The following is a 25315-nucleotide window of genomic DNA, read 5'->3' as shown; positions in this document are numbered from 1 at the left end:
CCGTGCCAACCGGTTTGAGAAGCCTGCGCCTTTGCTGTTAAATAGGCAGTGTGCCACCCGTGCGGATTGTCAGTGCCGGGTGCATAGGCTGGCCCGCCACGTTTTCGCGCCTACCGTTCACGCGCACCGTGCGACCAGCTCATCCTGTGATCGGCCTTATCAATGTGAGCCAAACCAATGTTCAAGATCGTCCATCTGGTGACGGGCCTGGCGGCGTTGCTGCTATCGCTCATACCCAGCCTGAAAGCTGACGCAACACCCTTCCTGCAACAACCCGAGGCCGTCTACCTGGCGCTGCTCGGGCTGCTCAACCTGGTCATTGCCCCGGTACTGCCGCAGTACTACAAAGGCATGCGCCAGCAATTGCAACACGCCGCCAGCCTGCTGCTGGTGCTGGCTGTGGTGCTGCAGACCGTCACCCTGCTGGCCCGTCCGGAGCTGGGCAACCTGCCAGCCCTGGCCTGTGCTGTCCTGGCCTGCGCCCTGCACCTGATTGCCGGCTTCGTTCGCGGCACGCGAAAGGCCCGCTCCACCCAAGGCACTTCGCATGACGCCGGCAATCGCGATACCGGCACCGTGAAGTGGTTCAACACCTCCAAGGGCTTCGGCTTCATCTCCCGCGACTCCGGTGACGATATCTTCGTGCACTTTCGCGCCATCCGTGGCGAAGGCCACCGGGTGCTGGTCGAAGGCCAGCGCGTGGAGTTCTCGGTGATGCACCGCGACAAGGGCCTGCAGGCCGAAGACGTGGTCGCCGTCGCCCGCCGCTGACCCTTTGCCGCCGCCGCGCTCAATAATGAGGCGGCGGCGCTTCTTCTTCCCCGCCGCCCTGCTGGCCGGCCATTTCCTCGTAGCGCTTGATCAGCTCCGCCATCTGCAATTGCAAGCGTTCGATCACTCGACTTTGCTCGACAATCACATCATTGAGCGCCTGCAAGCTGTCGTCCTGGAACGCCTGACGGGTCTCCAGTTCGACCATGCGCATTTCCAACTCCTGCGACATCCTCAAGCCCCCTTGAAGCTTTCGCCCAGCAGCGCACGCACGTGCTGGCGAATGCCGTCGATCTGTTCCTCGGTGTAGCCGATGGCCGGCACCTTGCCCCAAACCGGGGCAGGCCAGGCAGCATCACCCTGGCGGCGCACGATCACATGCATGTGCAACTGGCTGACCACGTTACCCAACGCCGCGACATTCATCTTGTCGGCGGCAAAAGCATCCTTCAGCGCTTCGGCCAGGGCGGTGGTCTCGACCCACAGTTGCTGCTGGTCCGCTTCCTCGAGCTCGAACAATTCGGTGATATCGGCGCGACGCGGCACCAGAATGAACCAAGGGTAGTTGGCATCCTTGCTCAGCAGCAGGCGGCACAGCGGCAGGTCGCCCAGCACCAGGGAATCCTCCTGCAGACGCGAATCGAGGGTGAACACGGCAAACCTCCTTAAAGCGATTCAGCCCTTCCGAGCGGTCGGGCACAGGCGCGCAAGGATACTCCGCTTCGACCGCTGCCACACCCGTCGACGTCGATCCTGGGCATTTGTGGCACGCGAATGACAACATCAACGCCCTGCTTCGGTAACACTGCGCTACTTTTCGCACCAAAATGATGCCGCTCGCCAGACCTTCGCCACACATCCTTCACATAAAACAGCCAGGATAAACAATCGGCGGTAACACCTTGACTTGGAAGGCAGCTTCACAAGCAAACACAAGGAGGGATCGCGACCCACCGACGAACCGGTCGCGCCCCGTGTTTGCGGAGGTTTCCCAGCCCCGCTCAAGGCAAATGTGAAAATTTCATCAAGCGTTCGTGATTTTGAGCACGCTTGTTGCATTCGTTTCACGCCAAGTCGGCACGACCCCTGCATTGTAGGGTGGACGCGACAAATAACAACAGCGGCATCGGATAAACCAGGGAGTTTCACAAGCCGTACTTTGTATTTATACAAAAATGACGGTTTCGAGACAGCGCTGGAGTTGTACGCCCTTATATGACAGGCGTGATTTGCGACATGGAGACAACCAACAGCGACATGGCCATAAAGTTACCGAAAGGTTGTTTCTGCCCATATCGCCAAGAATAGTCCGCGTGATATACATTTTCGCCGACATAACAAGAAAGAGCCGGCCCCATAACTAAAATACCCGGGTGCGGCGGTACTCTTCCTAAAAACCAAAGGAGCAAATCACGATGCGCGTGATGAAGTGGAGCATGATCGCCCTGGCCGTAGCGGCAGGGACTTCGCAACTGGCTGTCGCCTCTTCGCAGGACGAGTCCAAGGGTTTCGTCGATGACAGCACGCTGAACGTGAAAATGCGCAACCTGTATTTCAGCCGCGACCGTCGCAACGATGACCGTGACCCGGAGACAGGTGACCGCCAGAGCCGTCAAGCCGAATGGGGCCAAGGCTTCATTGGCACCTTCGAATCCGGCTTCACCCAAGGCACCGTTGGCGTCGGCGTCGACGCCATCGGCCTGCTGGGCATCAAATTGGATGGCGGCCGCGGAACCACCAACACCGGCTTGTTCCCGGTCGACTCCGAAGGCCGCCCGGAAGATAGCTACTCCAAGGGCTACGGCGCGGTAAAAGCTCGCATCTCCAACACCGTGCTGAAATTCGGCGGTCAGTTTACTGCACTGCCAGTCTTCGCCACTGACGATAGCCGTCTGCTGCCTGAAGCCGCCGAGGGCTTCCTGCTGACCAGCAAGGAGATCGAAGGCCTTGAGCTCAACGCGGGTCACTTCACTCGCCTCGACGCACAAGCCCAGAGCTACAAGGACAGTATCCGCGGACGCAACGATGCCGGCATCAAGAACGGCGGCCTGACCGAAGCGAACATCTTCGGCGGCACCTATGCCATCACCGACGGCCTGAGCACCAGCCTCTACTACTCCAAAGTCGAAGACTACTGGCGCAAATACTACGCCAACGTGAACTGGGCAGTACCGCTGTCCGATAAACAAGGCCTGGTATTCGACTTCAACATCTACGACACCAAGAGCAGCGGCGCCGCCAACGTCAAGGCGTTCGATGGCGACAAGCTCGACAACCGAGCCTTCAGCCTCTCGGCCGCCTATAACGTAGGCGCGCACACCTTCACCCTCGCCTACCAGAAGGTCACCGGTGATGGCGACTACGCTTACGGCATCGACGGCGGCGGCACCGTGTTCCTGGCCAACTCCATCGCCCGCTCCGACTTCAACGCCGAAGACGAGAAGTCCTGGCAGGCACGTTACGACCTGAACTTTGCCGAGTACGGCATTCCAGGCCTGACCTTCATGACCCGTTACGCCCGCGGCAGCGACGCCAACGTCGCCGGCACCACCAACGGCAAGGAATGGGAACGCGACATCGACATCAAGTACGTACTCCAGGAAGGCCCGGCCAAAGACCTGAGCTTCCGCGTGCGCCAAGCCACCTACCGCTCCGCCGACGGTGTCTACTATGGTTCCCCGTCGCTGGACGAACTGCGCCTGATCGTCGAGTACCCGCTGAGCATCCTGTAAGCCCTTGCTTGCATCGCTCTGCGAATGAAAAAGCCCGGCAATCGCCGGGCTTTTTCCTGGCTGACAGAAAAGCCTGACTGCTGCATTCTGTACGCTTTCGTTTCGCCCCCGTACAATGCGGGGTCATTTCACATTCAGGCAATCGACACGGCCCACCATGCGCACCAGTCAATATTTGCTCGCCACCCAGAAAGAAACCCCTGCCGATGCAGTGGTCATCAGCCACCAGCTCATGCTGCGTGCCGGCATGATCCGCAAACTGGCCTCTGGCCTGTACACCTGGCTGCCGATGGGCCTGCGGGTGATGCGCAAGGTCGAAGCCGTGGTCCGCGAGGAAATGAACGCCGCCGGTGCCCTCGAAGTGCTGATGCCGAGCATCCAGCCGGCTGAACTGTGGCAGGAATCCGGCCGCTGGGAGCAATACGGCCCCGAGCTGCTGCGCCTGAAGGATCGCCACCAGCGCGAATTCTGCGTCGGCCCGACCCATGAAGAGGTCATCACCGACCTAGCGCGCAACGAGCTGTCCAGCTACAAGCAGTTGCCGCTGAACATGTACCAGATCCAGACCAAGTTCCGTGACGAGATCCGTCCGCGCTTCGGCCTGATGCGCGGCCGCGAGTTCATCATGAAGGACGCCTACTCCTTCCATGCCGACCAGGCTTCCCTGCAGGAAACCTACGACCGCATGCACCTGGCGTACTCCAACATCTTCACCCGCCTGGGCCTGGACTTCCGTCCGGTGCAGGCCGATACCGGTTCCATCGGTGGCAGCTACTCCCACGAGTTCCACGTGCTCGCCTCCTCCGGCGAGGACGACGTGATCTTCAGCGACACCTCCGACTACGCCGCCAACATCGAGAAGGCCGAGGCCATCCCGCGCGAAACCGTGCGTCCGGCGCCGACCGAAGAGCTGCGCCTGGTCGACACCCCGAACGCCAAGACCATCGCCGAACTGGTGGAAAACTTTGGCCTGGCGATCGAGAAGACCGTCAAGACCCTGATCGTGCACGGCGCCGAGGAAGGCAAGCTGGTCGCCCTGATCGTCCGTGGCGACCACGAACTCAACGAGATCAAGGCCGCCAAGCTGGAACAGGTCGCCGATCCGCTGGTGATGGCTTCCGACGCCGAGCTGCGCGCCGCCATCGGTGCCGGCGCAGGCTCCCTCGGCCCGCTGAACCTGCCGCTGGAGTGCATCATCGACCGCTCGGTCGCCCTGATGAGCGACTTCGGCATCGGCGCCAACATCGACGACAAGCACTACTTCGGCGTCAACTGGGAGCGCGACCTGCCGGTTCCACAGGTCGCCGACCTGCGCAACGTGGTCGAGGGCGACCCGAGCCCGGACGGCCAGGGTACCCTGGTGATCAAGCGCGGCATCGAAGTCGGCCACATCTTCCAGCTCGGCACCAAGTACAGCGAGGCGCTCAAGTGCCAGGTACTGGGTGAGAACGGCAAGCCTGTGGTGCTGTCCATGGGCTGCTACGGCATCGGCGTGTCCCGCGTGGTTGCCGCCGCCATCGAGCAGAGCTATGACGAAAAAGGCATCATCTGGAACGACGCCCTGGCCCCGTTCCAGATCGCCCTGGTACCGCTGCGCTACGAAACCGACGTAGTCCGCGAAGCCACCGACAAGCTGTATGCCGAACTGACCGCCGCCGGCTACGAGGTACTGCTGGACGACCGCGACAAGAAGACCAGCCCCGGCATCAAGTTCGCCGACATGGAGCTGATCGGCATTCCGCACCGCATCGTCGTCAGCGACCGGGGCCTTGCCGAAGGCAACCTGGAGTACAAGCACCGCACCGAATCGGAGGCCCAGGCACTGCCGCTCTCGGACGTGCTGACCTTCCTGCAGGCCCGCATCCGCCGCTGATAACCCGTTACGCGAGTGATCATGTCCAAGCGAAGTACCTACACCCTGGGGGGCGCCGCACTGTGCGGCGCCCTGCTCCTCGGCGGCTGCGCCAACCAGATGTCCCAGCGCAGCGATCATGAGGAGCGCGTCGAGCGCAAACTGCTCGAGCACAGTCTGCAGATCGATGTCGGCGAGCCGAAGGTGATGGAGCTTCCGCAACGACGTGTACGCATCCATGAGCTCAAGCGCTTCGAGGTCACCGAGTTCGAGGTGACCCGCCGCTACGACCGCTACACCCCCTACCAACCCTGGCGGGAGATCTACGAGATCCCGCTGGGCGCGGTGGCGGTGGTGGCCGGCGTTGGTGCCAACGTGGTCAACGTGTTCGCCCTGGGCAACCTGCCGGACAGCGTCACCCACGACTGGCTCAGCTATGGCCTGGCGGGGGTCAACCCGTTCATGAACGTGCAGTCCAACGGTCGCGCCCAGCAGAACCTGGCCGGTATCGACGAGGTTGAGAAGGGCAAGCGCGAGGAGTCCATCAGCCTGCCGTGGAACGAACGTCTGGTCGAGGTCAAAGCCGGCAAGATGACTCACGAGCTGACCACCGACAAGAACGGTGTGCTACGCCTGAACCTGCTCGATAGCCCGTTCTCCGAGCAGAACCTCAACCATATCGGCACCCTGCACCTGCAGGTGGTCGACGAGGACAACCAGGTGCGCGGCGATGCCAGCCTGCTGGTCAGCGGCAACCTGCGGGGCAAGCTGCTCGAGGCCCATGAGCTGATCTTCGACGATCTCGAGGACGATGATGTCGGTCAGTGGGTCCACCGGGTGAAGCGCCTGTCGGAACTGGGTCTGGAAGAAGAAGCCAGTGAACTGGAGCAGAGCCTGATCGAGCTGACCCGCAACGATCCGGAGCTGCAACAGGAGTTCCTGCAGACACTGACCAAGGCCACCGGGCGCCTGGTGGCCGATCCGGGCGCGCAGTAATACGAAGAAGGGCTGCTTTGCAGCCCTTCTTCTATATATCTGCGAACAACTCCAACTGCTCATGCGCCCCGCGCAGATCGCGCAGCCTCACCCCAACGCCCAGCAAACGTACCGGCTTGCAACCCCGGGCAAACGCCTGGCTCAGCAACTGCCGGTAACTTTCCAGGTCCCTCCCCGCCCCCGCCTGCTCCAGGGTGGTCTGGCTGAAGTCATGGAACTTGACCTTGACGAAGGGCTTGTCGGGCCGATAGCTGCTGTCCATCCGCGCAATCCGCTCGTTCAGGCTGGCCAGCAACTCCGGCAGTCTATCCAGGCAACTGTTCAAGTCGGGCAGGTCATGGTCATAGGTGTTCTCGACGCTGACTGACTGCCGCCGGCTATCGTTCTGCACCGCACGCTCGTCGATCCCCCGCGCCAGCCCCCACAAGCGCTCGCCGAAACTGCCGAACTCGCGAACCAACGCCAGCCGCGACCAGTCGCGCAGCGACAGGCAGGTATCGATCCCCAGCCGCGAAAGCTTGTCCGCTGTCACCTTGCCAACCCCATGCAAGCGCGCCACCGGCAGATGGGCAACGAACGCCTCCACCTGGTCCGGGGTAATGACAAACAGGCCGTTGGGCTTGCGCCAGTCACTGGCAATCTTGGCCAGGAACTTGTTCGGCGCCACACCGGCAGAAACCGTGATGTGCAACTGCCGGGCCACCCGACGGCGAATGTCCTCGGCAATCCGTGTGGCGCTGCCGGCGAACCATTGGCTGTCACTGACATCCAGGTAGGCCTCGTCCAGGGACAGCGGCTCGATCAACTCGGTGTAGTCGCGAAAGATCGTATGGATCTCCCGCGACGCCTCGCGGTAGGCCTCGAAGCGCGGCTTGACGATCTCCAGGTCCGGACACAGCTTCAGGGCATGCCCGGACGCCATCGCCGAACGAACCCCGTAGGCGCGCGCCTCATAGTTGCAGGTGGCAATCACCCCGCGCTGCCCAGGCTGCCCGCCCACCGCCATGGGTCGACCGACCAGGCGCGGGTCGTCACGCATCTCGATGGCGGCGTAGAAACAGTCACAATCAATGTGGATGATCTTGCGCAGGGACATGGACGACAGCCACTACTGTAAATTCATACAGATAGTATCCCATGCCCCTGCCACGAAACAGCCTGCGCGGGACGATCGGCCTGCAAGCCCCGTCGCGACTGAGCCGCGTGCCGATTTGAGACGCTAAGGGTTTGAACAAAAAAGGATTTTTTTGAATTAATGCTTGACACCGGAAAGGAAATCCGTAGAATTCGATCTCACAGGCGCGGGATGGAGCAGCCTGGTAGCTCGTCGGGCTCATAACCCGAAGGTCGTCGGTTCAAATCCGGCTCCCGCAACCAGATTCAAAAAAAGGCCACTGTTTCGACAGTGGCCTTTTTTATTGTCTCTTGATTATCGATCAGTAAAAACATTCGAAAAATCAAACAGTAACGCTTGACTCCCAGTACAAAATCCGTAGAATTCGATTCCACAGGCGCGGGATGGAGCAGCCTGGTAGCTCGTCGGGCTCATAACCCGAAGGTCGTCGGTTCAAATCCGGCTCCCGCAACCAGATTCAAAAAAATGCCACTGTTTCGACAGTGGCCTTTTTATTGTCTGTTGATCAGCCAACCGACGTTGTACTTAATGTACGCACTTGACAACTCACGGCCAATCCGTATAATGCGCCCCTCTGACGCGGGATGGAGCAGCCTGGTAGCTCGTCGGGCTCATAACCCGAAGGTCGTCGGTTCAAATCCGGCTCCCGCAACCATATTCGTCAGAACGAACCCCGCCTATCGCAAGATAGCGCGGGGTTCGTTGCATTCAGCGCCCTGTAAAAGACAATCCTCCCGCCCTCCTCGCTCCCATGCCGACCCTGCGGCTGAATGAACTATCTTTAACTATCCTGAAACAGATTAAGACGCCGGCCCGGAGTAATATTCGGATACGTTTTCCAAAGGGACTTTCACTTGGCCGTACCTCGCCTCCACCTCGCGCAGACTGCACGAGGCACCCCATGACCGCCCCCACTCCCGAAACCCAGGCGCCATTGACAGCGGCCCTGCCCACGGCGGCTCAGCGCCTGCCCTGGCTGGAGCGGCTGAGCAAGTACCGCCAGCCCATTGGGCTGGCAGTGACCTTGGTGTTGTTCGCCATGGGCCTGATTGCCTGCCGTCACCTGCTGAGCGAGCTGGATATCTACGCGCTGCATGACGCCATGCTCGAAGTACCGGCACGTTCGCTGATCGGCGCAATACTGGCCACCGTGATCGGTTTCGTGATCCTGCTGGGCTACGAATGGTCCGCCAGCCGTTATGCGGCCGTGCAACTGCCACCCCGCATCCTGGTGCTCGGCGGCTTCAGTGCCTTCGCCATCGGCAACGCCATTGGCCTGTCGATGCTGTCCGGCGGATCGGTCCGATATCGCCTCTATGCGCGCCAAGGCCTGGGCGCCGCGGAAGTCGCGCGCATGACGGTGTTTGCCAGCCTCTCGCTGGGATGCGCCCTCCCCCCCCTGGCTGCCCTGGCCACCCTGAGCGACTTGCCGGCGGCGGCAACCGCGCTACGTCTGCCCGCGCCACTGCTGGGCGGGATTGCAATTGCCGTGCTGGTGGCCGCCGCAGCCGTGGTGATGGGCCTGTATCGCCGGCGCCTACCCGAACAACCATTGGCCGACAGCCTGATGGTGCAGTTCGGCCGTCGTACTCTGCGCCTTCCGGGTGCGCGCCTGACCGCGCTGCAACTGCTGATCACTGCCCTGGATGTCGCCGCCGCCGCCACCGTGCTTTATCTGCTACTACCGGAAGCGCCGCCGTTCGGCGCCTTCGTGCTGGTCTACCTGCTGGCCCTCGCCGCCGGCGTGCTCAGCCATGTGCCGGGCGGCGTCGGCGTGTTCGAGGCGATCCTGCTGGCGGCCTTTGCCAACCAGCTGGGGGCCGCGCCACTGGCTGCCGCGCTGCTGCTGTACCGGCTGATCTACGTGGTCCTGCCACTGTTGCTGGCCTGTGTGCTGTTGCTGGCCAACGAGGCCCGGCGCCTGATGGTCGCCCAGCAGGCGATCCGCGCCGCCTCCGGCCTGGCCGCGCCGGTGCTGGCAATCCTGGTGTTTCTCTCCGGTGTGGTGCTGCTGTTCTCCGGCGCCACCCCGGAGATCGACAGCCGTCTGGAACACATGGGTTTTCTGATTCCGCACCGCCTGATCGATGCCTCGCACTTCGGTGCCAGCCTGATCGGCGTGCTCTGCCTGCTGCTCGCCCAGGGCCTGCGCCGGCGCCTTTCGGCCGCCTGGCTGCTGACCACGGTGCTGCTGCTGGTGGGCGCGGTGCTGTCGCTGCTCAAGGGCTTCGACTGGGAAGAAGCCAGCCTGATGTGCTTCACCGCCGCCCTGCTCGCCCTGTTCCGCCGCTCGTTCTACCGCCCCAGCCGTCTGCTGGAGCTCCCGTTCTCGCCGGTGTACCTGGTAGCCAGCGCCTGCGTGGTCGGTGCCTCGGTGTGGTTGCTGCTGTTTGCCTATCAGGACGTGCCCTACACCCACAAGCTGTGGTGGCAATTCACCCTCGACGCCGACGCGCCGCGCGGCCTGCGCGCCGCCCTCGGCAGCGCCGTGCTGCTGGTGATCGTCGCCCTGACCTGGCTGCTACGCACCGCCCGCCCGGTCATCCATCTGCCAACCGACGACGAGTTGCAACGCGCCAACCGCATCCTGCTGGCTTCCGACCAGCCCGACGGCGGCCTGGCCCTGACCGGCGACAAGGCGCTGCTGTTCCACCCCAACGACAACGCCTTCCTCATGTATGCCCGCCGTGGCCGCAGCCTGGTGGCCCTGTACGATCCGATCGGCCCGGCCCAGGAGCGCGCCGAGATGATCTGGCAGTTCCGCGACCTGTGCGACCTGCATCATGCACGCCCGGTGTTCTACCAGGTACGCGCGGAGAACCTGCCGTTCTACATGGACATCGGCCTGACCGCGATCAAGCTCGGCGAAGAGGCCCGGGTCGACCTGCGGCGCTTCGACATCGAAGCCAAGGGCAAGGAGATGAAGGACCTGCGCTACACCTGGAACCGAGGCGGGCGGGACGGGCTGAGCCTGGAGATCCACGAGCCTGGTCAAGCGCCGCTGGCCGAGCTCAAGGAAATCTCCGACGCCTGGCTCGACGGCAAGAATGTGCGCGAGAAAGGCTTCTCCCTCGGTCGCTTCAGCCCCGAGTACCTGCAGCATTTCCGCATCGCGCTGATCCGCTTCCAGGGCCGTCCGGTGGCCTTCGCCAACCTGCTGGAAACCCGCAGCAACGAACTGGCCAGCCTCGACCTGATGCGTGCGCACCCTGAGGCACCGAAACTGACCATGGAATTCATGATGGTCGGCCTGATCCTGCACTACAAGAGCCATGACTATGGCCGATTCAGCCTGGGGATGGTCCCTCTCTCCGGCTTGCAGCCACGCCGTGGCGCCCCCTTGACCCAGCGTCTGGGCTCGATGGTGTTCCAGCGCGGCGAGCAGCTCTACAACTTCCAGGGCCTGCGGCGCTTCAAGGACAAGTTCCAGCCGGACTGGGAACCCCGCTACATGGCCGTGCCGGCCGGGCTCGACCCGCTCGTGGCACTGGCTGATACTGCCGCCCTGATCGCTGGCGGCCTGACTGGATTGGTGAAACGTTGATGATCCGACGCTATTGGCTGTACGTACTGATTCCCCTGCTGCTGGCCGTGCTGGCCGGCGGCGCGGCCTTCTGGCTGTGGACCCGGCCGGCGCCCGAGGCGCGCCTGGAGCACCTCACCCTCGACGACGGCAGTGCCCTGACCCGCGCCACCCCCGGCGTGCACGCCAAGGCCCGGGTGGCCATCGGCGTGCCCCAGGCCCAAGCCCTGACCGACAAGCAACTGCTCGATCTCAGCCAGGCCGGCGAGGCTCAGCTGGTGCAGGTGATCCTGCCGCCCGCCGACTGCGCCAAGCAGCAGGCGGCGATGGACCAGGCCCTCACCCGCCTGGCCGACAAACCGACCCTGGTCGCCGGCATCGGCCCGGGCGCGGCCCAGGCTTGGCGCTGGCTGGCCGCACAAGGCGACGACGAGGCCCGGGCCATCTCGGTGGACTTTACCGTCGAGCAGCCCGGCTGCCAGGTCGCCCTGCCCAAGTCCGCCGCCCACGGCCACTGGAACGTGGCCTGGAACGACAACCCGGATGACGCCAGCGCCGCCTTCGTGCGCGACCAGGCCAACGCCGAGACCAGCATCGCCGACTACGACATCCACCTGCCCCAGGTGCTCAAGGCCCAACTGACCCAGGCCTTGGTCGGCCATGACGGCAACGCCCTGGCGATCCCAGTGGTGGAAGTTCCGGCCGGGCAGACCACCGACACCGTGACCCTGTTCCTTTCCGGCGACGGCGGCTGGCGCGACCTGGACCGCGACGTGGCCGGCGAGATGGCCAAGCTCGGCTACCCGGTGGTCGGCATCGACACCCTGCGCTATTACTGGCAGCACAAGACCCCGGAACAGAGCGCCGCCGACCTGTCCGAACTGATGCAGCACTACCGCCAGAAATGGGGCACCAAGCGCTTCGTGCTGACCGGCTACTCGTTCGGCGCCGATGTGCTGCCGGCCATCTACAACCGCCTCTCCGAGGAAGACCAGAAGCGTATCGACGCGGTGATCCTGCTGGCCTTCGCCCGCAGCGGCAGCTTCGAGATCGAGGTGGAGGGCTGGCTGGGCAAGGAAGGCCAGGAGGCGCCGACCGGACCTGAGATGGCCAGGTTGCCAGCAGCGAAGGTGGTGTGCATCTATGGCGTCGAAGAGACCGACGAGAGCGGCTGCACTGACAAGACAGCCGTGGGCGAGCGCATGAAGCTGCCGGGCGGCCATCACTTCGACGAGAACTACCCGGCGCTGGCCAAGCGCCTGATCGGCGAGATCGAGACCCGCCAGGGAAAGGCCAACGTCGCTGAAAAATGACAGGGAAAAGGGCCGCTTCGCGGCCCTGACCCAGCTTAGATCTCGACCTGTGTCCCCAACTCGATCACCCGATTGAGCGGCAGGTTGAAGAACCGCAAGTTGCCGTTGGCGTTCTTCAGCAGGAACGCGAACAGGTTCCCGCGCCAGCGCGACATGCCTTCAAGGCGCGAAGCGATCACCGTTTCCCGGCTGAGGAAGTAAGTGGTGCGCATGGGGCTGAAGTCCAGCGCGTCCAGGTGGCACAGTTTCAGCGCCGCCGGCACGTCTGGCTCGTCCATGAAGCCGAAGTGCAGCAGCACCCGGAAGAACCCGTCGCCATAGGCTTCCACCTCGAACCGTTCGTGCTCCGGCACCCTGGGCCGGTCTTCGCTGACCACCGTCAGCAGCACCACCTGGCTGTGCAACACCTGGTTGTGCAGCATGTTATGCAGCAGCGCATGGGGCACGGCATCGGGCCGGGCAGTGAGGAACACCGCGGTGCCCTCCACCCGGTGCGGCGGCTGCACGCGAATGCTGCTGATGAACACCGGCAACGGCAGCGCGCCTTCATCGATGCGATCGACCAGGATCTGCTTGCCGCGCTTCCAGGTACTCATCAGCACGAACAGCACGATCCCCGCCAAGACCGGGAAGGCACCACCCTGGACAATCTTCGGCACGTTGGCGGCGAAGAACAGCCCGTCGACCAGCAGGAAGCCCACCAGCAGCGGCACCGCCAGCACCGGTGGCCACTTCCACAGCAGCAGCATGACCGCCGACACCAGGATCGTGGTCATCAACATGGTGCCGGTCACCGCCACGCCGTAGGCGGCGGCCAAGGCGCCGGAGGACTCGAAACCGATCACCAGCAGCACCACGCCAACCATCAGCGTCCAATTCACCGCGCCGATGTAGATCTGCCCCTGCTCGTCGCTGGAAGTGTGCTGGATCTGCATGCGCGGCACGTAGCCCAGCTGGATGGCCTGTCGGGTCAGGGAGAAGGCACCGGAAATCACGGCTTGCGAAGCGATCACCGTGGCCATGGTGGCCAACCCGACCAGCGGCAGCAACGCCCAACTCGGCGCCAGCAGGTAGAACGGGTTGCGCGCCGCCTCCGGGTTCTGCAGCAGCATCGCACCCTGGCCGAAGTAGTTGAGCACCAGCGCCGGCAGCACCAGGGCGAACCAGGCGCGGGCGATGGGCTTGCGGCCAAAGTGGCCCATGTCGGCGTACAGGGCCTCGGCGCCGGTCAGCGCCAGCACCACAGCACCGAGAATCGCCACCCCCATGCCCGGATGAACGATGAAGAAGTTCAGCGCCCAGCCCGGGTTGAAGGCCTTGAGCACTTCCGGGCTCTGCGAGATGCCGTGCACCCCGAGCGCCGCCAGGGCCAGGAACCAGGCGACCATGATCGGGCCGAAGGCCTTGCCGATCTTCTCCGTACCGTGTTTCTGCACCAGGAACAGCGCCACCAGTACCACCAGCGAAATCGGCACCACCCAGTGATCGATACCCTCGAACGCCAGGCCCATGCCCTCCACCGCCGAGAGCACCGACACCGCCGGGGTGATCATGCTGTCGCCGTAGAACAGCGAGGCGCCGACCAGGCCGCAACCGACCATCAGCATGCGCAACCGCGGGTACTGCGCCGTGGCCCGCCGCGCCAACGCGGTCAGGGCCATGGTGCCGCCCTCGCCCTGGTTGTCGGCGCGCAGGATGAACATCACGTACTTGAACGACACCACCCAGAGCAGCGACCAGAGGATCAACGACAGGATGCCCAGCACCCCGTCATGGTTGACCTGTACGCCATAACCACCGGTAAAGACCTCTTTGAGGGTGTAAAGCGGACTGGTGCCGATATCGCCATAGACCACCCCAACAGCTGCCACCAGCAGGCCCAGCGGCCGTGCCGCGCCCTGTCCGCCTTCGGCGTGACTGCTTGCCTGAACCATCGACCACTCCCGCAGACGGCCATCTAGACCGGTTGAATTCCTACCCGCGCCGGGCCATCCCGGATGCCCCGGCGCAACGGCGCGAAGCATAGCGCAGCGTTCGTCGTATTTCTGCTGGTAAAGCGACCTTGCGCTCGCTAGAATTGCGCACTTTTTGATCAGAGGCGCCAAAAGCGTCCGCCAGGATCGCCCCCGTTACCGGTCGGGCGACCTGTATTCAATACCGAGGTTAGCCATGTCCACCACTCCCGCCACCCCAAAGGTCGGCTTCGTTTCCCTGGGTTGCCCCAAGGCCCTGGTCGATTCCGAACGCATCCTGACCCAGCTGCGCATGGAAGGCTATGAAGTCGTGCCTACCTACGATGGCGCCGACGTGGTGGTGGTCAACACCTGCGGCTTCATCGACAGCGCCAAGGCCGAGTCGCTGGAAGTGATCGGCGAGGCGATCAAGGAGAACGGCAAGGTCATCGTCACCGGCTGCATGGGTGTCGAGGAAGGCAATATCCGCGACGTGCACCCCAGCGTGCTGTCGGTCAGTGGCCCCCAGCAGTACGAGCAGGTGGTCAACGCCGTGCACGAGGTGGTGCCGCCACGCCAGGACCACAACCCGCTGATCGACCTGGTGCCGCCGCAAGGCATCAAGCTGACCCCGCGCCATTATGCCTACCTGAAGATTTCCGAAGGCTGCAACCACAGCTGCAGCTTCTGCATCATCCCGTCGATGCGCGGCAAGCTGGTCAGCCGTCCGGTCGGTGAGGTGCTGAGCGAGGCCGAGCGCCTGGTCAAGGCCGGCGTCAAGGAGATCCTGGTGATTTCCCAGGACACCAGCGCCTACGGCGTCGACGTCAAGTACAAGACCGACTTCTGGAACGGCCGCCCGGTCAAGACCCGCATGCTCGAGCTGTGCGAGGCCTTGAGCAGCCTGGGCGCCTGGGTGCGCCTGCACTATGTCTACCCGTACCCGAACGTCGACGACGTGATCCCGCTGATGGCCGCCGGCAAGATCCTGCCGTACCTGGACATTCCGTTCCAGCACGCCAGCCCCAAGGTGCTCAAGTCGATGAAGCGCCCGGCCTTCGAAGACCGCACCCTGGCGCGCATCAAGAGCTGGCGCGAGCAGTGCCCGGAGCTGGTGATCCGTTCGACCTTCATCGTCGGCTTCCCCGGCGAGACCGAGGAAGACTTCCAGTACCTGCTCGACTGGCTGACCGAAGCCCAGCTCGACCGCGTCGGCTGCTTCCAGTACTCGCCGGTCGAAGGCGCCCCGGCCAATGACCTGGGCCTGGATGAAGTACCGGACGACGTCAAGCAGGAACGTTGGGACCGCTTCATGGCCCACCAGCAGGCGATCAGCGCCGCGCGCCTGCAACAGCGCATCGGCAAGGAGATCGAAGTGCTGATCGACGAGGTCGAGGAGCAGGGCTCGGTCGGTCGCAGCTTCTTCGACGCACCGGAAATCGACGGCAACGTGTTCATCGACGGCGACCACGGCTTCAAGCCGGGCGACAAGGTCCGTTGCCGCATCGTCGATGCCGACGAGTACGACATGTGGGCCGAGCCCGTCTGAGCGATGCTCGCCTGAAGATACCCCGCCCACTGGCGGGGTATTTTTTTGCATCTATGTTTTCCTCAATGGCCCCGAGGATCACAGGATGTCGCCCACCGTCACGCTGCAAACGCCCCACTTGAGCGACTACCCCGAACTGGTGCGGGTGTGGGAGGCGTCGGTGCGCGCCACCCACGACTTCCTGCCCGACGGCTACATCGTGCTGCTGCGCGAGCATGTGCTGCGCAAATACCTCGACGCGGTGATGCTGGTCTGCTGCAAGGACGCCAGGCGACGCATCCTCGGCTTCGCCGGCGTGGCCAATGGCCGTGTCGACATGCTCTTCGTCGCGCCGCAGTACCGTGGCCAGGGTATTGGCCAACGCCTGCTGCGGCATGCTGTAAGAGAGCTCAATGCCGAACGCCTGGACGTCAACGAGCAGAACCCGCAGGCCCTGGGCTTCTATCTGCACGAAGGCTTCGAGGTGTACGGGCGCTCGGAAACCGACGGCCTGGGGCAGCCCTATCCCCTGCTGCACATGAGGCTGATTCGTACAACGTCCTAGGACAAAAGCCAAGGAAACCACCACCCCGCTCCGAAATGGCGCAAATGACATCGATTTGCAGCCGCTACCCTGCGCGGGCAGGTACAATGAGAGCTTTCCCTACCGCGTGATGCCCGTGTCCATGTCCGAACCCATTCGTCTCTCCAAACGCCTCATCGAACAGCTTGGCTGCTCCCGCCGAGAGGCCGAACTGTACATCGAGGGAGGCTGGGTCACGGTCGACGGCGAGGTGGTCGAACAGCCGCAGTTCAAGGTCGCCGGACAACGCATCGAACTGCTCCCGGGCGCCCGTGCCGAAACACTTGAACCGGTGACCCTGCTGCTCAATCAGCAGGCCGGACAGGACGTCACCAGCGCCCAGGCGGGCATGAGCATGGCCAGCCTCAGCGAAGCGCACCGCGATGGCGTGCGCCCGCTGCACGGGCATTTCGCCCGCCAGGCCTGTGTCGCCCCGCTGCTGCCAGGCGCCAGCGGCCTGCAACTGTTCACCCAGGACTGGCGGGTGACCCGCAAGCTCGACGCCGACCTGCGCCGAATGGAGCAGGAATACATCGTCCAGGTCAGCGGTGAAGCCAAGCCAGGCGCTCTCGAGCGCCTGGCCCGCGGTGTCGAGCGCAAGGGCGTCGAACTGCCGAAGGCCAAGGCCAGCTGGCAGAACGAACAGCACTTGCGCATGGTCCTGAAGAACCCGCAGCCCGGGTTGATCGAACAACTGTGCGAAACCGCCGGCCTCAAGGTCCTGGCGATGCGCCGCATTCGCCTGGGCGGCGTGTCGATGGGCAAGCTGCCAGTGGGCCAGTGGCGCTATGTGGCCGCTACAGAACGCTTCTAGGGTCTGTACGAAATGTGTCTGCGCGAAGGCCAGACAAGGCGAAACGGGGGGAAGCGGAGTGTACTGGAGTACATGAGCATTCCGAGCCCCGTTTCAACGCAGTATGGGCGAGTGCAGATACATTTCGTACAGAGCCCAGCATTACCGCCGCGCAAAGACTGACACGGCAACAGAACAGGATTCGCTGCAATGAACCACAACGATGTACTGCGCAGCCTGCGCTACATGCTCAAGGCCAACGACCAGAAGCTGGCCGAGATTATCAAGCTCTCGGGCCTGGAGGTTTCCGCCGAGGCCATCGCCGGCTACGTCAAGAAAGAAGAGGAACCTGGCTTCGTGCGCTGCCCGGAGAAGGTCATGGCGCACTTCCTCGACGGCCTGGTGATCCACCGTCGCGGTCGTGACGACAGCCGCCCACCGCAGCCGATCGAAGTACCGGTGACCAACAACACCGTACTCAAGAAGCTGCGGGTGGCCTTCGAGCTGAAGGAAGACGACCTGCACGCAGTGCTCAAGTCAGTCAATTTCCCGGTGTCCAAGCCCGAGCTGAGCGCATTGTTCCGCAAGGTCGGCCACGACAACTACCGGCCCTGCGGCGACCAGTTGCTGCGCAATTTCCTCAAGGGCCTGACCCTGCGCGTGCGCGGCTGAGCCGTGATGCAGCATAGCGTCTCGCCGGTCGGCATCGTCCGTTCCTGCTTCAAGGAAAAGTTCGCCATCCCGCGCCAGCCCCAGCTGGCGCCGGCTGCCCGTGGCGTGCTGGAACTGCTGCCGCCCTTTGACCAGGGCGATGCCGTCGAAGGGCTGGAACAAGTCAGCCATGTGTGGCTGCTGTTCCTGTTCCACCAGGCACTGGAAGACAAGCCACGCCTGAAGGTGCGGCCACCGCGCCTGGGCGGCAACAAGAGCATGGGGGTGTTCGCCACCCGGGCCACCCACCGGCCCAATGGCATCGGCCAGTCAGTGGTGCGCCTGGAAGGCGTCGAACCGGGGCGTCTGCTGCTGTCGGGGATCGACCTGCTGGACGGTACGCCGGTGCTGGATATCAAGCCTTACGTGCCGTATGCGGACAGCGTCGCCGAGGCATCGAACCTGATGGCCAGTGATGCGCCGGAGCCGATCAGGGTGCAATGGAGCGAGAGCGCACTGCCCCAGGCACACACCCACGCACTGCGCCTGGGCGAACCCTTGGTCGAGCTGATCGAGCAGTGCCTGGCCCAGGATCCACGCCCGGCCTACCAGGTGCCACCGCCCGAACGAGTGTATGGGGTGAAGTTCTGGGATGTGCAGGTGCGCTGGCATTATCCGCAGCCGGATGTGATTCGGGTGCTGGAGGTGACGCCGGAGTAATGGGGTGTCGATAAGACCCACATTCCAGGCATAAAAAAACGCAGGCCAAGCCTGCGTTTTTAATGCCTGCCGCTCGCCTTACTTCTCGACGAACGCACGCTCGATCAGGTAGTCACCTGGCTCACGCATGCGCGGGGAGATCTTCAGGCCGAAGCTGTCGAGCACTTCGCTGGTCTCGTCGAGCATGCTCGGGCTGCCGCAGATCATCGCGCGGTCGTCCTGCGGGTTGATCGGTGGCAGACCGATGTCGCTGAACAGCTTGCCACTGCGCATCAGGTCGGTCAGGCGACCCTGGTTTTCGAAAGGCTCGCGAGTCACGGTCGGGTAGTAGATCAGCTTGTCACGCACCGCGTCACCGAAGAACTCGTTCTGCGGCAGGTGCTCGGTAATGAACTCGCGGTAGGCCACTTCGTTGACGTAACGCACGCCGTGAACCAGGATCACTTTCTCAAAGCGCTCGTAGGTCTCCGGGTCCTGGATGACACTCATGAACGGCGCCAGGCCGGTGCCGGTGCTCAGCAGATACAGGTGCTTGCCCGGGTTCAGGTCATCCAGCACCAAGGTACCGGTAGGTTTCTTGCTGATGATGATCTCGTCGCCTTCCTTCAGGTGCTGCAACTGCGAGGTCAGCGGGCCGTCCGGCACCTTGATGCTGAAGAACTCCAGATGCTCTTCCCAGTTCGGCGAGGCGATGGAGTAGGCGCGCATGAGCGGACGGCCGCTGTCCTGCTGCAGGCCGATCATCACGAACTGACCGTTCTCGAAGCGCAGGCCCGGATCACGGGTGCACTTGAAGCTGAACAGGGTGTCGTTCCAGTGGTGCACACTGAGGACACGTTCGTGGTTCATGTTGCTCATCGATGGGGCTCCTGAAGGAAAACGCGGCGCGCGCAAGACGCGCAGTTGCGCGATAGTTTAGGGGCAGCGACAATATCTGTTAACTGAATTATCAAGATATGTGTTATCGGTTATATAGATATGCGATTCACACTCCGTCAGCTCCAGGTATTCGTCGCCGTCGCCCAGCACCAGAGCGTGTCCCGGGCCGCCGGCGTGCTGGCCTTGTCGCAATCGGCCGCCAGCACCTCGATCACCGAACTGGAGCGCCAGTCCAGCTGCCAGCTGTTCGACCGCGCCGGCAAGCGCCTGAGTCTCAATGCTCTGGGCCATCAACTGCTGCCCCAGGCCGTGGCCCTGCTCGACCAGGCCAAGGAGATCGAGGACCTGCTCAACGGCAAGTCGGGGTTCGGCTCGCTGGCCGTCGGCGCCACGCTGACGATCGGCAACTACCTGGCCACCCTGCTGATCGGCAGCTTCATGCAGGTACACCCGGAAAGCCAGGTCAAGCTGCACGTGCAGAACACCGCGCATATCGTGCAACAGGTCGCCCACTATGAAATTGACCTGGGTCTAATCGAAGGTGACTGCAACCATCCCGATCTTGAGGTTCAGCCCTGGGTGGAGGACGAGCTGGTGGTGTTCTGTGCGCCCCAGCATCCCCTGGCCAAGGTCGGCCATGCCGGTATCGAGCAGTTATCCCATGAAGCCTGGATCCTGCGCGAGCAGGGCTCGGGCACGCGCCTGACCTTCGACCAGGCCATGCGCCATCACCGCGCCAACCTGAACATCCGCCTGGAACTGGAACATACCGAGGCGATCAAGCGCGCCGTGGAGTCGGGCCTGGGCATCGGCTGCATCTCACGCCTGGCCCTGCGGGATGCTTTCCGCCGCGGCAGCCTGGTACCGGTGGAGACCCCGACCCTGGACCTGGCGCGGCAGTTCTACTTCATCTGGCACAAACAGAAGTACCAGACCTCGGCCATGCGCGAGTTCCTCGAACTGTGCCGCAGCTTTACTGCAGGCGTGCGGCGCAGCGACGAAATCGTGCTGCCGCCGATCGCTTGAAGGCTCAACCAAGCAGGATCACACCCCAGACCACCGCAACCATGCTCATGGCCACCAGCTGCGCGGCGCTGCCCATGTCCTTGGCGTTCTTCGATAGCGGGTGGCGGTCGAGGGAAATGCGGTCGATGGCCGCCTCCACCGCCGAATTGAGCAATTCGACGATCAACCCCAGCAGGCACACGGCAATGAGGATCGCCCGCTCACCGCGACTGACCGGCAGCCAGAAGGCCAGCGGCACCAGCACCACGTTGAGCAGCACCAGCTGCCGGAAGGCGGCCTCGCCCTTGAAGGCGGTGCGCAGACCGTCCAGCGAATAGCTGGCGGCGTTGACGATACGTTTGAGGCCGGTCTGGCCTTTGAATGGCGACATGTGTGTCCGTCACTTCACCGGAGAAAGGCCCGAAGGCTAGTCCAGCCTGAGTCAAAAAAGCGTGAATGCACGGGTACTTAGCTGGCCGAAACCGATTCAAGTTGTTGCAGCAGCAGCGCCGCCTGGGTCCGCGTGCGCACCCCCAGCTTGCGGAAGATCGCCGTCACGTGGGCCTTGATGGTCGCCTCGGAAACGTTCAGTTCATAGGCGATCTGCTTGTTCAGCAGCCCTTCGCAGACCATGGTCAGCACGCGGAACTGCTGCGGGGTGAGGCTGGCCAGGCCTTCGCTGGCGGCCTTGGCCTCGGCCGACACATCGACCTTGTCGAATGCCTGCGGCGGCCACCAGACATCGCCATCGAGCACGTTGCGCACAGCTTCCTGGATCTTGCTGAGCTCGCTGGACTTGGGAATGAAACCGCTGGCGCCGAATTCGCGGGACTTGACCACGACGGCCGCCTCTTCCTGGGCCGAGACCATCACCACCGGGATCTGCGGGTACTGGCCGCGCAGCAGGACCAGGCCGGAGAAGCCATAGGCGCCGGGCATGTTCAGGTCCAGCAGGACCAGGTCCCAGTCGGCTTTCTCGGTGAGGCTGGTTTCCAGTTCGGCGATGCTCGCCACCTCGACCAGGCGCACGTCCGGGCCCAGGCCGAGGGTAACGGCCTGGCGCAGTGCGCTGCGAAACAGCGGGTGGTCATCGGCAATCAGGATTTCGTATGTGGCCATCGATCTATGGATCCTGTTCTGTGCCAGGCGCAGGGGATACGGGAGACGCCTGGCGGGCAACTCATGGCGCGAACGGCAGGGCCGCGGGCCGGGATGGCACGGCGAAGTCCGGGATAACAGCAGCTTCGTCGTGCCCGAAGCGGCGCCAAGGATGCCGAGCACGCCCCGGGTGGTCAAGCCACTTGCCCGGTCGAACCCGCCTACCCTGGCTGCCAGCCCCGACAGTATGAACCAATCCGTCGCGCCTGCCCCTTGGACTATAGGAAGGTATGCAAACGCTGGTGGACCTCGTCCTGCTCGTCCAGCGGCAGGCGCCGCTTGCCACTGAGGTAGTGCAGGCTGAAGACGTCCAGGTAGGCGTCCAGGGCCTGCGAAGCCTGGCCGTCGCCGGCCAGTTCCAGGCACATGGCGGCCACTTCGGCGGTGCAGAAGTGGTCATCACGCTTGGAACGGCGCAGGCGGTAGCGCGACATCTGCTCGGGCTGCAGGCTCAGCACCGGGAAGCGATCGAGGTAAGGGCTCTTGCGGAACATCTTGCGCGCCTCGGTCCAGGTGGCGTCGAGCAAGATGAACAACGGGCGCTTGCCCGGCTCGCGCACGACTTCGCTGACCACCCGATCTTCCTTGACGAACTCGCCCGGAAAGACGATGTAGGGCTGCCAGCGTGGATCGTCCAGCAGCGCCAGCAGCCCCTCGTCCACCGAGGTGCGCAGCCAGCCGAAGGCCGAGGTGTCCTCGATCACATCGGCGATCAACCAACCGGTGTTGGTCGGCTTCAGCGGCTCGGTATCGTGCATCAGCAGGCACATGCCGGACTCGGCCGGCACCCGGGGTTTCCAGGCGCACAGGCAGTGCGTGGCGATCACCCGGCAATCCGGGCAACGCTCGGCGCGCGAGCCTCGGGCGACAAAGGGTTTGATGCTGCGCGCCAGGCGTTCGGCGCGCAGGCGCGCTACCGCGTGGCTCATGGCAACAGGCCTTGGCAGGGAAGTGGGAGGGGCACGGCGACGACTCGATGAAAACAAGGCGCCCAGTCTACCAGAGCCCACGTCATTTGCCGTGCAGCCAGCGGCGCCGCTCCTTTATACTCGCAGGTCCTGGCGGCCTGGAAACCCTGCGGTTTCATGGAACGCCGCCCGTCGGCGCTGGTCAAAGCGCCAGTCATCGAACCAGGAGAGATCCATGCTGCGTCTTATCGTCCCGACCCTGAGCCTGCTGCTCGCCCTGCCCCTGGCCGCCCAGGCTGCGTCCAAGCAGGAATACGAGCTGAACCAGATGCTGCAGAAGGTCGCCAAGGAAAGCAGCGTCGGCACCCCGCGTGCCATCAACGAGGACATCCTCGACCAGGGCTACACCGTCGAAGGCAAGGCACTGGTCAATCACCTGAGCGTACGCCAGGAGCACGCCCAGCGCATGCAGGCCAATCCCGCGCAGGTTCGCAGCCAGCTGGGTGACAGCGTGTGCCGTAACAACGGCTACCGCCAGCTGATGTCCAAGGGTGCCGTAATGGTCTACCGCTTCACTGTCTACAAGACCAACCAGCCGGTCATGGACCAGGCCTTCGACGCCGCCAGCTGCGCGGCCGGCAACAAGAAGAAGTGATTCAAGCCAGCTGATCGCTGTTACTGGCGCGCCGCTGCTCATCATCGGCGCGCAACTCGGCCAGCAGGGCCTGCAAGTAGCGCGAATGCGCCTCGGCCCCTTGCAGCCGGCGCAGGCACTCCCCCTCAAGACTCAGGTGATGAGCCTTGGCCTCGTACTCGAGCAACTGCAACAGTTGCCTATCCACCTCGATCACCAGCCGGTGCATACCGTCACCTCGCTGTATCGCCTTACTGCCCCCAGTTAACCAAAGCCCTGTCGTCACTGGCTTTCGCCTGACCGGCGGTAGTGCGCGCCTGTGGCGGCACAAAGCCGCGCTAGCGTCTAGATTGATATCGAGTACCCATAACAACGACAACGCGATGGAATTGCCACTGCAACATGGCCTTGAAGGCCTACTGCAACGCTCGGGGGGCACACTCGAGCCACAGCAGCCAGCGACACACGCAGTGTCGCGGCCGGGACACGCCATCGACCCGGTCAGAGGTTTTGCTGCAGAAGGAGACGTTGAATGCCTTACCAATCGAACGAGCTGCTGTTCAACCATTTCAGGGACAACGGCATCGACCTGAGCAAGATCGACGAACAACTGCAACTGGTCGCGCCGAACAGTCCCAACCTGCCGCTGTACCGCGACATGCTGCTGACCGTGCTGCGCATGGCCCACGACGACCGCAACCGCTGGAACGCCAAGATCACCCTGCAAGCCCTGCGTGAGCTCGACCACTCCTTCCGCACCCTCGAGCACTACAAGGGGCGGCGCAAAGTCACCGTGTTCGGCTCGGCGCGCACACCAATGGAACACCCCATGTACGCCCTGGCCCGGGAGTTGGGCGCAACGCTGGCGCGCTCGGACCTGATGGTCATCACCGGCGCCGGTGGCGGCATCATGGCCGCCGCCCATGAAGGCGCCGGCACCGACCACAGCCTGGGCTTCAACATCACCCTGCCGTTCGAACAGCACGCCAATGCCACGGTCAATGGCACCGACAAGCTGCTGCCGTTCCATTTCTTCTTCATCCGCAAGCTGTTCTTCGTCAAGGAAGCCGACGCGCTGGTGCTCTGCCCCGGCGGCTTCGGCACCCTCGACGAGGCGCTGGAGGTGCTGACGCTAATCCAGACCGGCAAGAGCCCGTTGGTGCCGGTGGTGCTGCTCGACTCGCCCGGCGGCAGTTTCTGGCAGGACGCCCTGGCCTTCATCAGCCGCCAGCTCGAAGAGAACCGCTATATCCTGCCCAGCGACCTCAAGCTGGTGCGCCTGGTGCACAGCGCCGACGAGGCGGTCGAGGAGATCAACCAGTTCTACAGCAACTACCACTCCAGCCGCTGGCTGAAGAGCCAGTTCGTGATCCGCATGCACCACCCCTTGAGCGAGGCGGCCCTGCATGATGTGGAAGAAGGCTTCGCCGACCTGCGCCTGAGCGGCAGGTACCACCAGCAACCGGACAGCGGCGCCGAACACGAGGAAGGCAACTTCAGCCACCTGACGCGCCTGACCTTTGCCTTCAACGGCCGCGACCAGGGCCGCCTGCGCGAACTGGTCGACTTCATCAATCTGCCGGAGAACTGGGCCAAACCCCAGCCGATGCACACCACCCAGCGCGCCCGGGAAGCCTTGCGGGTCAGCTGAACGCAAAATGCCCTGTACGGCTGACACGCATGGGTGTCAGCCGTACAGGGCATCAATAATCGTCGAGATCGCGACCGCTGAGCAGCCGGCCGATCATGTCCATGGGGAAACCACGGTAGGCGAGAAAACGCGTCTGCTGCGCCCGGCTGCGTGGATCTTGCGGGCGTTGCCCGGCGAACTTGCGCTGCCAGACATCACGCAGTTGCGTCGCCCAGTCCACTTCGCTGTCGCGCAGGGCCTGGTCGATATCGCCACGGTTCAAGCCGCGTTGGCCAAGCTCCTCGCGAATTCGCGCGGGGCCGTAGCCGGCACTGGACCGGTAGCGGATGAAGCTTTCCAGATAGCGGGCCTCACTGAGCAGCCCTTCTTCGGCCAGCCGATCGAGCGCAGGCTCGATCAGCTCGTCCGGTGCGCCACGCTGACGCAGCTTGCGCGTCAGCTCGACGCGACCATGCTCGCGGCGAGCGAGCAGGTCCATGGCTGTCCGCCGAACGGCGACGGGGGTGTCGAGTACGACGGACATGGGGCCAA

Annotated in this window: 24 protein-coding genes and 3 tRNA genes; 17 read left to right on the top strand and 10 right to left on the bottom strand. The window is 63.6% G+C overall.

Annotation, left to right across the window (positions count from 1 at the left end):
* The first annotated feature begins 177 nt into the window (after window positions 1–177).
* On the top strand, window positions 178–771 hold the full coding sequence (locus tag AC25ND_RS17180; RefSeq protein ID WP_028690592.1) for a cold-shock protein: 594 nt from the start codon (window positions 178–180) through the stop codon (window positions 769–771).
* 19 nt (window positions 772–790) lie between these two features.
* Here the strand turns inward: AC25ND_RS17180 and AC25ND_RS17175 are convergent, their stop codons facing one another.
* Together AC25ND_RS17175 and AC25ND_RS17170 are read right to left on the bottom strand one after the other, a co-directional pair.
* The gene (locus AC25ND_RS17175; RefSeq protein WP_036986089.1) at window positions 791–1003 is read right to left on the bottom strand and encodes a SlyX family protein; all 213 of its coding nucleotides are present in this window, start codon (window positions 1001–1003) and stop codon (window positions 791–793) included.
* A 2-nt stretch (window positions 1004–1005) separates the two neighbouring features.
* Entirely contained in the window at window positions 1006–1425 is a 420-nt protein-coding gene (locus tag AC25ND_RS17170) for an HIT family protein (RefSeq protein WP_182323128.1), read from the bottom strand.
* A gap of 761 nt (window positions 1426–2186) precedes the next feature.
* Here AC25ND_RS17170 and AC25ND_RS17165 point away from each other — a divergent pair.
* The 3 genes from AC25ND_RS17165 to AC25ND_RS17155 all read left to right on the top strand — a co-directional run bounded on the left by AC25ND_RS17165 (window position 2187) and on the right by AC25ND_RS17155 (window position 6351).
* Window positions 2187–3503: an OprD family porin gene (locus tag AC25ND_RS17165; RefSeq protein ID WP_028690595.1), complete on the top strand. Its 1317-nt coding sequence runs from the start codon at window positions 2187–2189 to the stop codon at window positions 3501–3503.
* A 157-nt stretch (window positions 3504–3660) separates the two neighbouring features.
* Entirely contained in the window at window positions 3661–5376 is a 1716-nt protein-coding gene (locus tag AC25ND_RS17160; RefSeq protein WP_186597165.1) for a proline--tRNA ligase, read from the top strand.
* Between the two features lie 21 nt (window positions 5377–5397).
* A complete protein-coding gene (locus AC25ND_RS17155; RefSeq protein ID WP_069016693.1) occupies window positions 5398–6351 on the top strand; it encodes a hypothetical protein in 954 nt (317 codons plus the stop codon).
* A gap of 31 nt (window positions 6352–6382) precedes the next feature.
* On the opposite strand, the gene dinB is transcribed toward AC25ND_RS17155, so the two are convergent.
* A complete protein-coding gene (gene dinB, locus AC25ND_RS17150; protein ID WP_186597759.1) occupies window positions 6383–7441 on the bottom strand; it encodes a DNA polymerase IV in 1059 nt (352 codons plus the stop codon).
* 210 nt (window positions 7442–7651) lie between these two features.
* Between dinB and AC25ND_RS17145 the strand changes: the two genes are divergently transcribed.
* From AC25ND_RS17145 to AC25ND_RS17125, 5 genes are all read left to right on the top strand, one after another.
* Window positions 7652–7728 (top strand) — tRNA-Met (locus AC25ND_RS17145).
* Window positions 7729–7863: 135 nt separating this feature from the next.
* Window positions 7864–7940, top strand: a tRNA-Met gene (locus AC25ND_RS17140).
* A 124-nt stretch (window positions 7941–8064) separates the two neighbouring features.
* Window positions 8065–8141 (top strand) — tRNA-Met (locus AC25ND_RS17135).
* A gap of 246 nt (window positions 8142–8387) precedes the next feature.
* On the top strand, window positions 8388–11030 hold the full coding sequence (mprF, locus tag AC25ND_RS17130; RefSeq protein ID WP_028690599.1) for a bifunctional lysylphosphatidylglycerol flippase/synthetase MprF: 2643 nt from the start codon (window positions 8388–8390) through the stop codon (window positions 11028–11030).
* Window positions 11030–12322, top strand: a complete 1293-nt coding sequence (locus AC25ND_RS17125) for a virulence factor family protein (protein WP_069016694.1) — start codon at window positions 11030–11032, stop codon at window positions 12320–12322. Before mprF ends, AC25ND_RS17125 begins: the two co-directional genes overlap by 1 nt.
* A 35-nt stretch (window positions 12323–12357) precedes the next feature.
* Here AC25ND_RS17125 and AC25ND_RS17120 read toward each other — a convergent pair whose 3' ends face one another.
* A complete protein-coding gene (locus AC25ND_RS17120) occupies window positions 12358–14256 on the bottom strand; it encodes a potassium transporter Kup (protein ID WP_028690601.1) in 1899 nt (632 codons plus the stop codon).
* Window positions 14257–14491: 235 nt separating this feature from the next.
* On the opposite strand from AC25ND_RS17120, the gene rimO reads away from it, so the two are divergent.
* The 5 genes from rimO to tsaA all read left to right on the top strand — a co-directional run bounded on the left by rimO (window position 14492) and on the right by tsaA (window position 18549).
* Complete coding sequence (rimO, locus tag AC25ND_RS17115) at window positions 14492–15823, top strand: 30S ribosomal protein S12 methylthiotransferase RimO (RefSeq protein ID WP_050704462.1); 1332 nt, start codon at window positions 14492–14494, stop codon at window positions 15821–15823.
* Window positions 15824–15908: 85 nt separating this feature from the next.
* A complete protein-coding gene (locus AC25ND_RS17110; protein ID WP_088852271.1) occupies window positions 15909–16367 on the top strand; it encodes a GNAT family N-acetyltransferase in 459 nt (152 codons plus the stop codon).
* A gap of 121 nt (window positions 16368–16488) precedes the next feature.
* On the top strand, window positions 16489–17199 hold the full coding sequence (locus AC25ND_RS17105; protein WP_186596895.1) for an rRNA pseudouridine synthase: 711 nt from the start codon (window positions 16489–16491) through the stop codon (window positions 17197–17199).
* Between the two features lie 189 nt (window positions 17200–17388).
* Window positions 17389–17850 (top strand): YehS family protein, encoded by a 462-nt coding sequence (locus AC25ND_RS17100; protein ID WP_028690605.1) that lies wholly within the window; start codon window positions 17389–17391, stop codon window positions 17848–17850.
* 6 nt (window positions 17851–17856) lie between these two features.
* Window positions 17857–18549 (top strand): tRNA (N6-threonylcarbamoyladenosine(37)-N6)-methyltransferase TrmO, encoded by a 693-nt coding sequence (tsaA, locus tag AC25ND_RS17095; RefSeq protein WP_062361257.1) that lies wholly within the window; start codon window positions 17857–17859, stop codon window positions 18547–18549.
* Between the two features lie 78 nt (window positions 18550–18627).
* Here tsaA and fpr read toward each other — a convergent pair whose 3' ends face one another.
* Window positions 18628–19407 (bottom strand): ferredoxin-NADP reductase, encoded by a 780-nt coding sequence (fpr, locus tag AC25ND_RS17090; RefSeq protein WP_028690607.1) that lies wholly within the window; start codon window positions 19405–19407, stop codon window positions 18628–18630.
* A gap of 120 nt (window positions 19408–19527) precedes the next feature.
* Between fpr and finR the strand changes: the two genes are divergently transcribed.
* Window positions 19528–20454: a LysR family transcriptional regulator FinR gene (gene finR, locus AC25ND_RS17085; protein ID WP_028690608.1), complete on the top strand. Its 927-nt coding sequence runs from the start codon at window positions 19528–19530 to the stop codon at window positions 20452–20454.
* Between the two features lie 4 nt (window positions 20455–20458).
* Here finR and AC25ND_RS17080 read toward each other — a convergent pair whose 3' ends face one another.
* The 3 genes from AC25ND_RS17080 to AC25ND_RS17070 all read right to left on the bottom strand — a co-directional run bounded on the left by AC25ND_RS17080 (window position 20459) and on the right by AC25ND_RS17070 (window position 22520).
* On the bottom strand, window positions 20459–20824 hold the full coding sequence (locus AC25ND_RS17080) for a diacylglycerol kinase (protein WP_028690609.1): 366 nt from the start codon (window positions 20822–20824) through the stop codon (window positions 20459–20461).
* Between the two features lie 77 nt (window positions 20825–20901).
* Complete coding sequence (gene erdR, locus AC25ND_RS17075) at window positions 20902–21552, bottom strand: response regulator transcription factor ErdR (protein ID WP_028690610.1); 651 nt, start codon at window positions 21550–21552, stop codon at window positions 20902–20904.
* 257 nt (window positions 21553–21809) lie between these two features.
* Window positions 21810–22520: a tRNA-uridine aminocarboxypropyltransferase gene (locus tag AC25ND_RS17070; protein ID WP_028690611.1), complete on the bottom strand. Its 711-nt coding sequence runs from the start codon at window positions 22518–22520 to the stop codon at window positions 21810–21812.
* Between the two features lie 214 nt (window positions 22521–22734).
* On the opposite strand from AC25ND_RS17070, the gene AC25ND_RS17065 reads away from it, so the two are divergent.
* Window positions 22735–23154: a quorum-sensing-regulated virulence factor family protein gene (locus AC25ND_RS17065; RefSeq protein ID WP_028690612.1), complete on the top strand. Its 420-nt coding sequence runs from the start codon at window positions 22735–22737 to the stop codon at window positions 23152–23154.
* 1 nt (window position 23155) lies between these two features.
* Here the strand turns inward: AC25ND_RS17065 and AC25ND_RS17060 are convergent, their stop codons facing one another.
* The gene (locus tag AC25ND_RS17060) at window positions 23156–23362 is read right to left on the bottom strand and encodes a hypothetical protein (protein WP_028690613.1); all 207 of its coding nucleotides are present in this window, start codon (window positions 23360–23362) and stop codon (window positions 23156–23158) included.
* 303 nt (window positions 23363–23665) lie between these two features.
* On the opposite strand from AC25ND_RS17060, the gene AC25ND_RS17055 reads away from it, so the two are divergent.
* The gene (locus AC25ND_RS17055) at window positions 23666–24784 is read left to right on the top strand and encodes an LOG family protein (protein WP_028690614.1); all 1119 of its coding nucleotides are present in this window, start codon (window positions 23666–23668) and stop codon (window positions 24782–24784) included.
* A 52-nt stretch (window positions 24785–24836) separates the two neighbouring features.
* Here the strand turns inward: AC25ND_RS17055 and recX are convergent, their stop codons facing one another.
* A complete protein-coding gene (gene recX, locus AC25ND_RS17050) occupies window positions 24837–25307 on the bottom strand; it encodes a recombination regulator RecX (protein ID WP_028690615.1) in 471 nt (156 codons plus the stop codon).
* Between the last annotated feature and the right edge of the window lie 8 nt (window positions 25308–25315).

Source organism: Pseudomonas sp. P110(2024) (assembly GCF_057480795.1).
The sequence above is the reverse complement of the archived record's forward strand: the minus strand, read 5'-3'. Positions and strand labels throughout refer to the sequence as shown.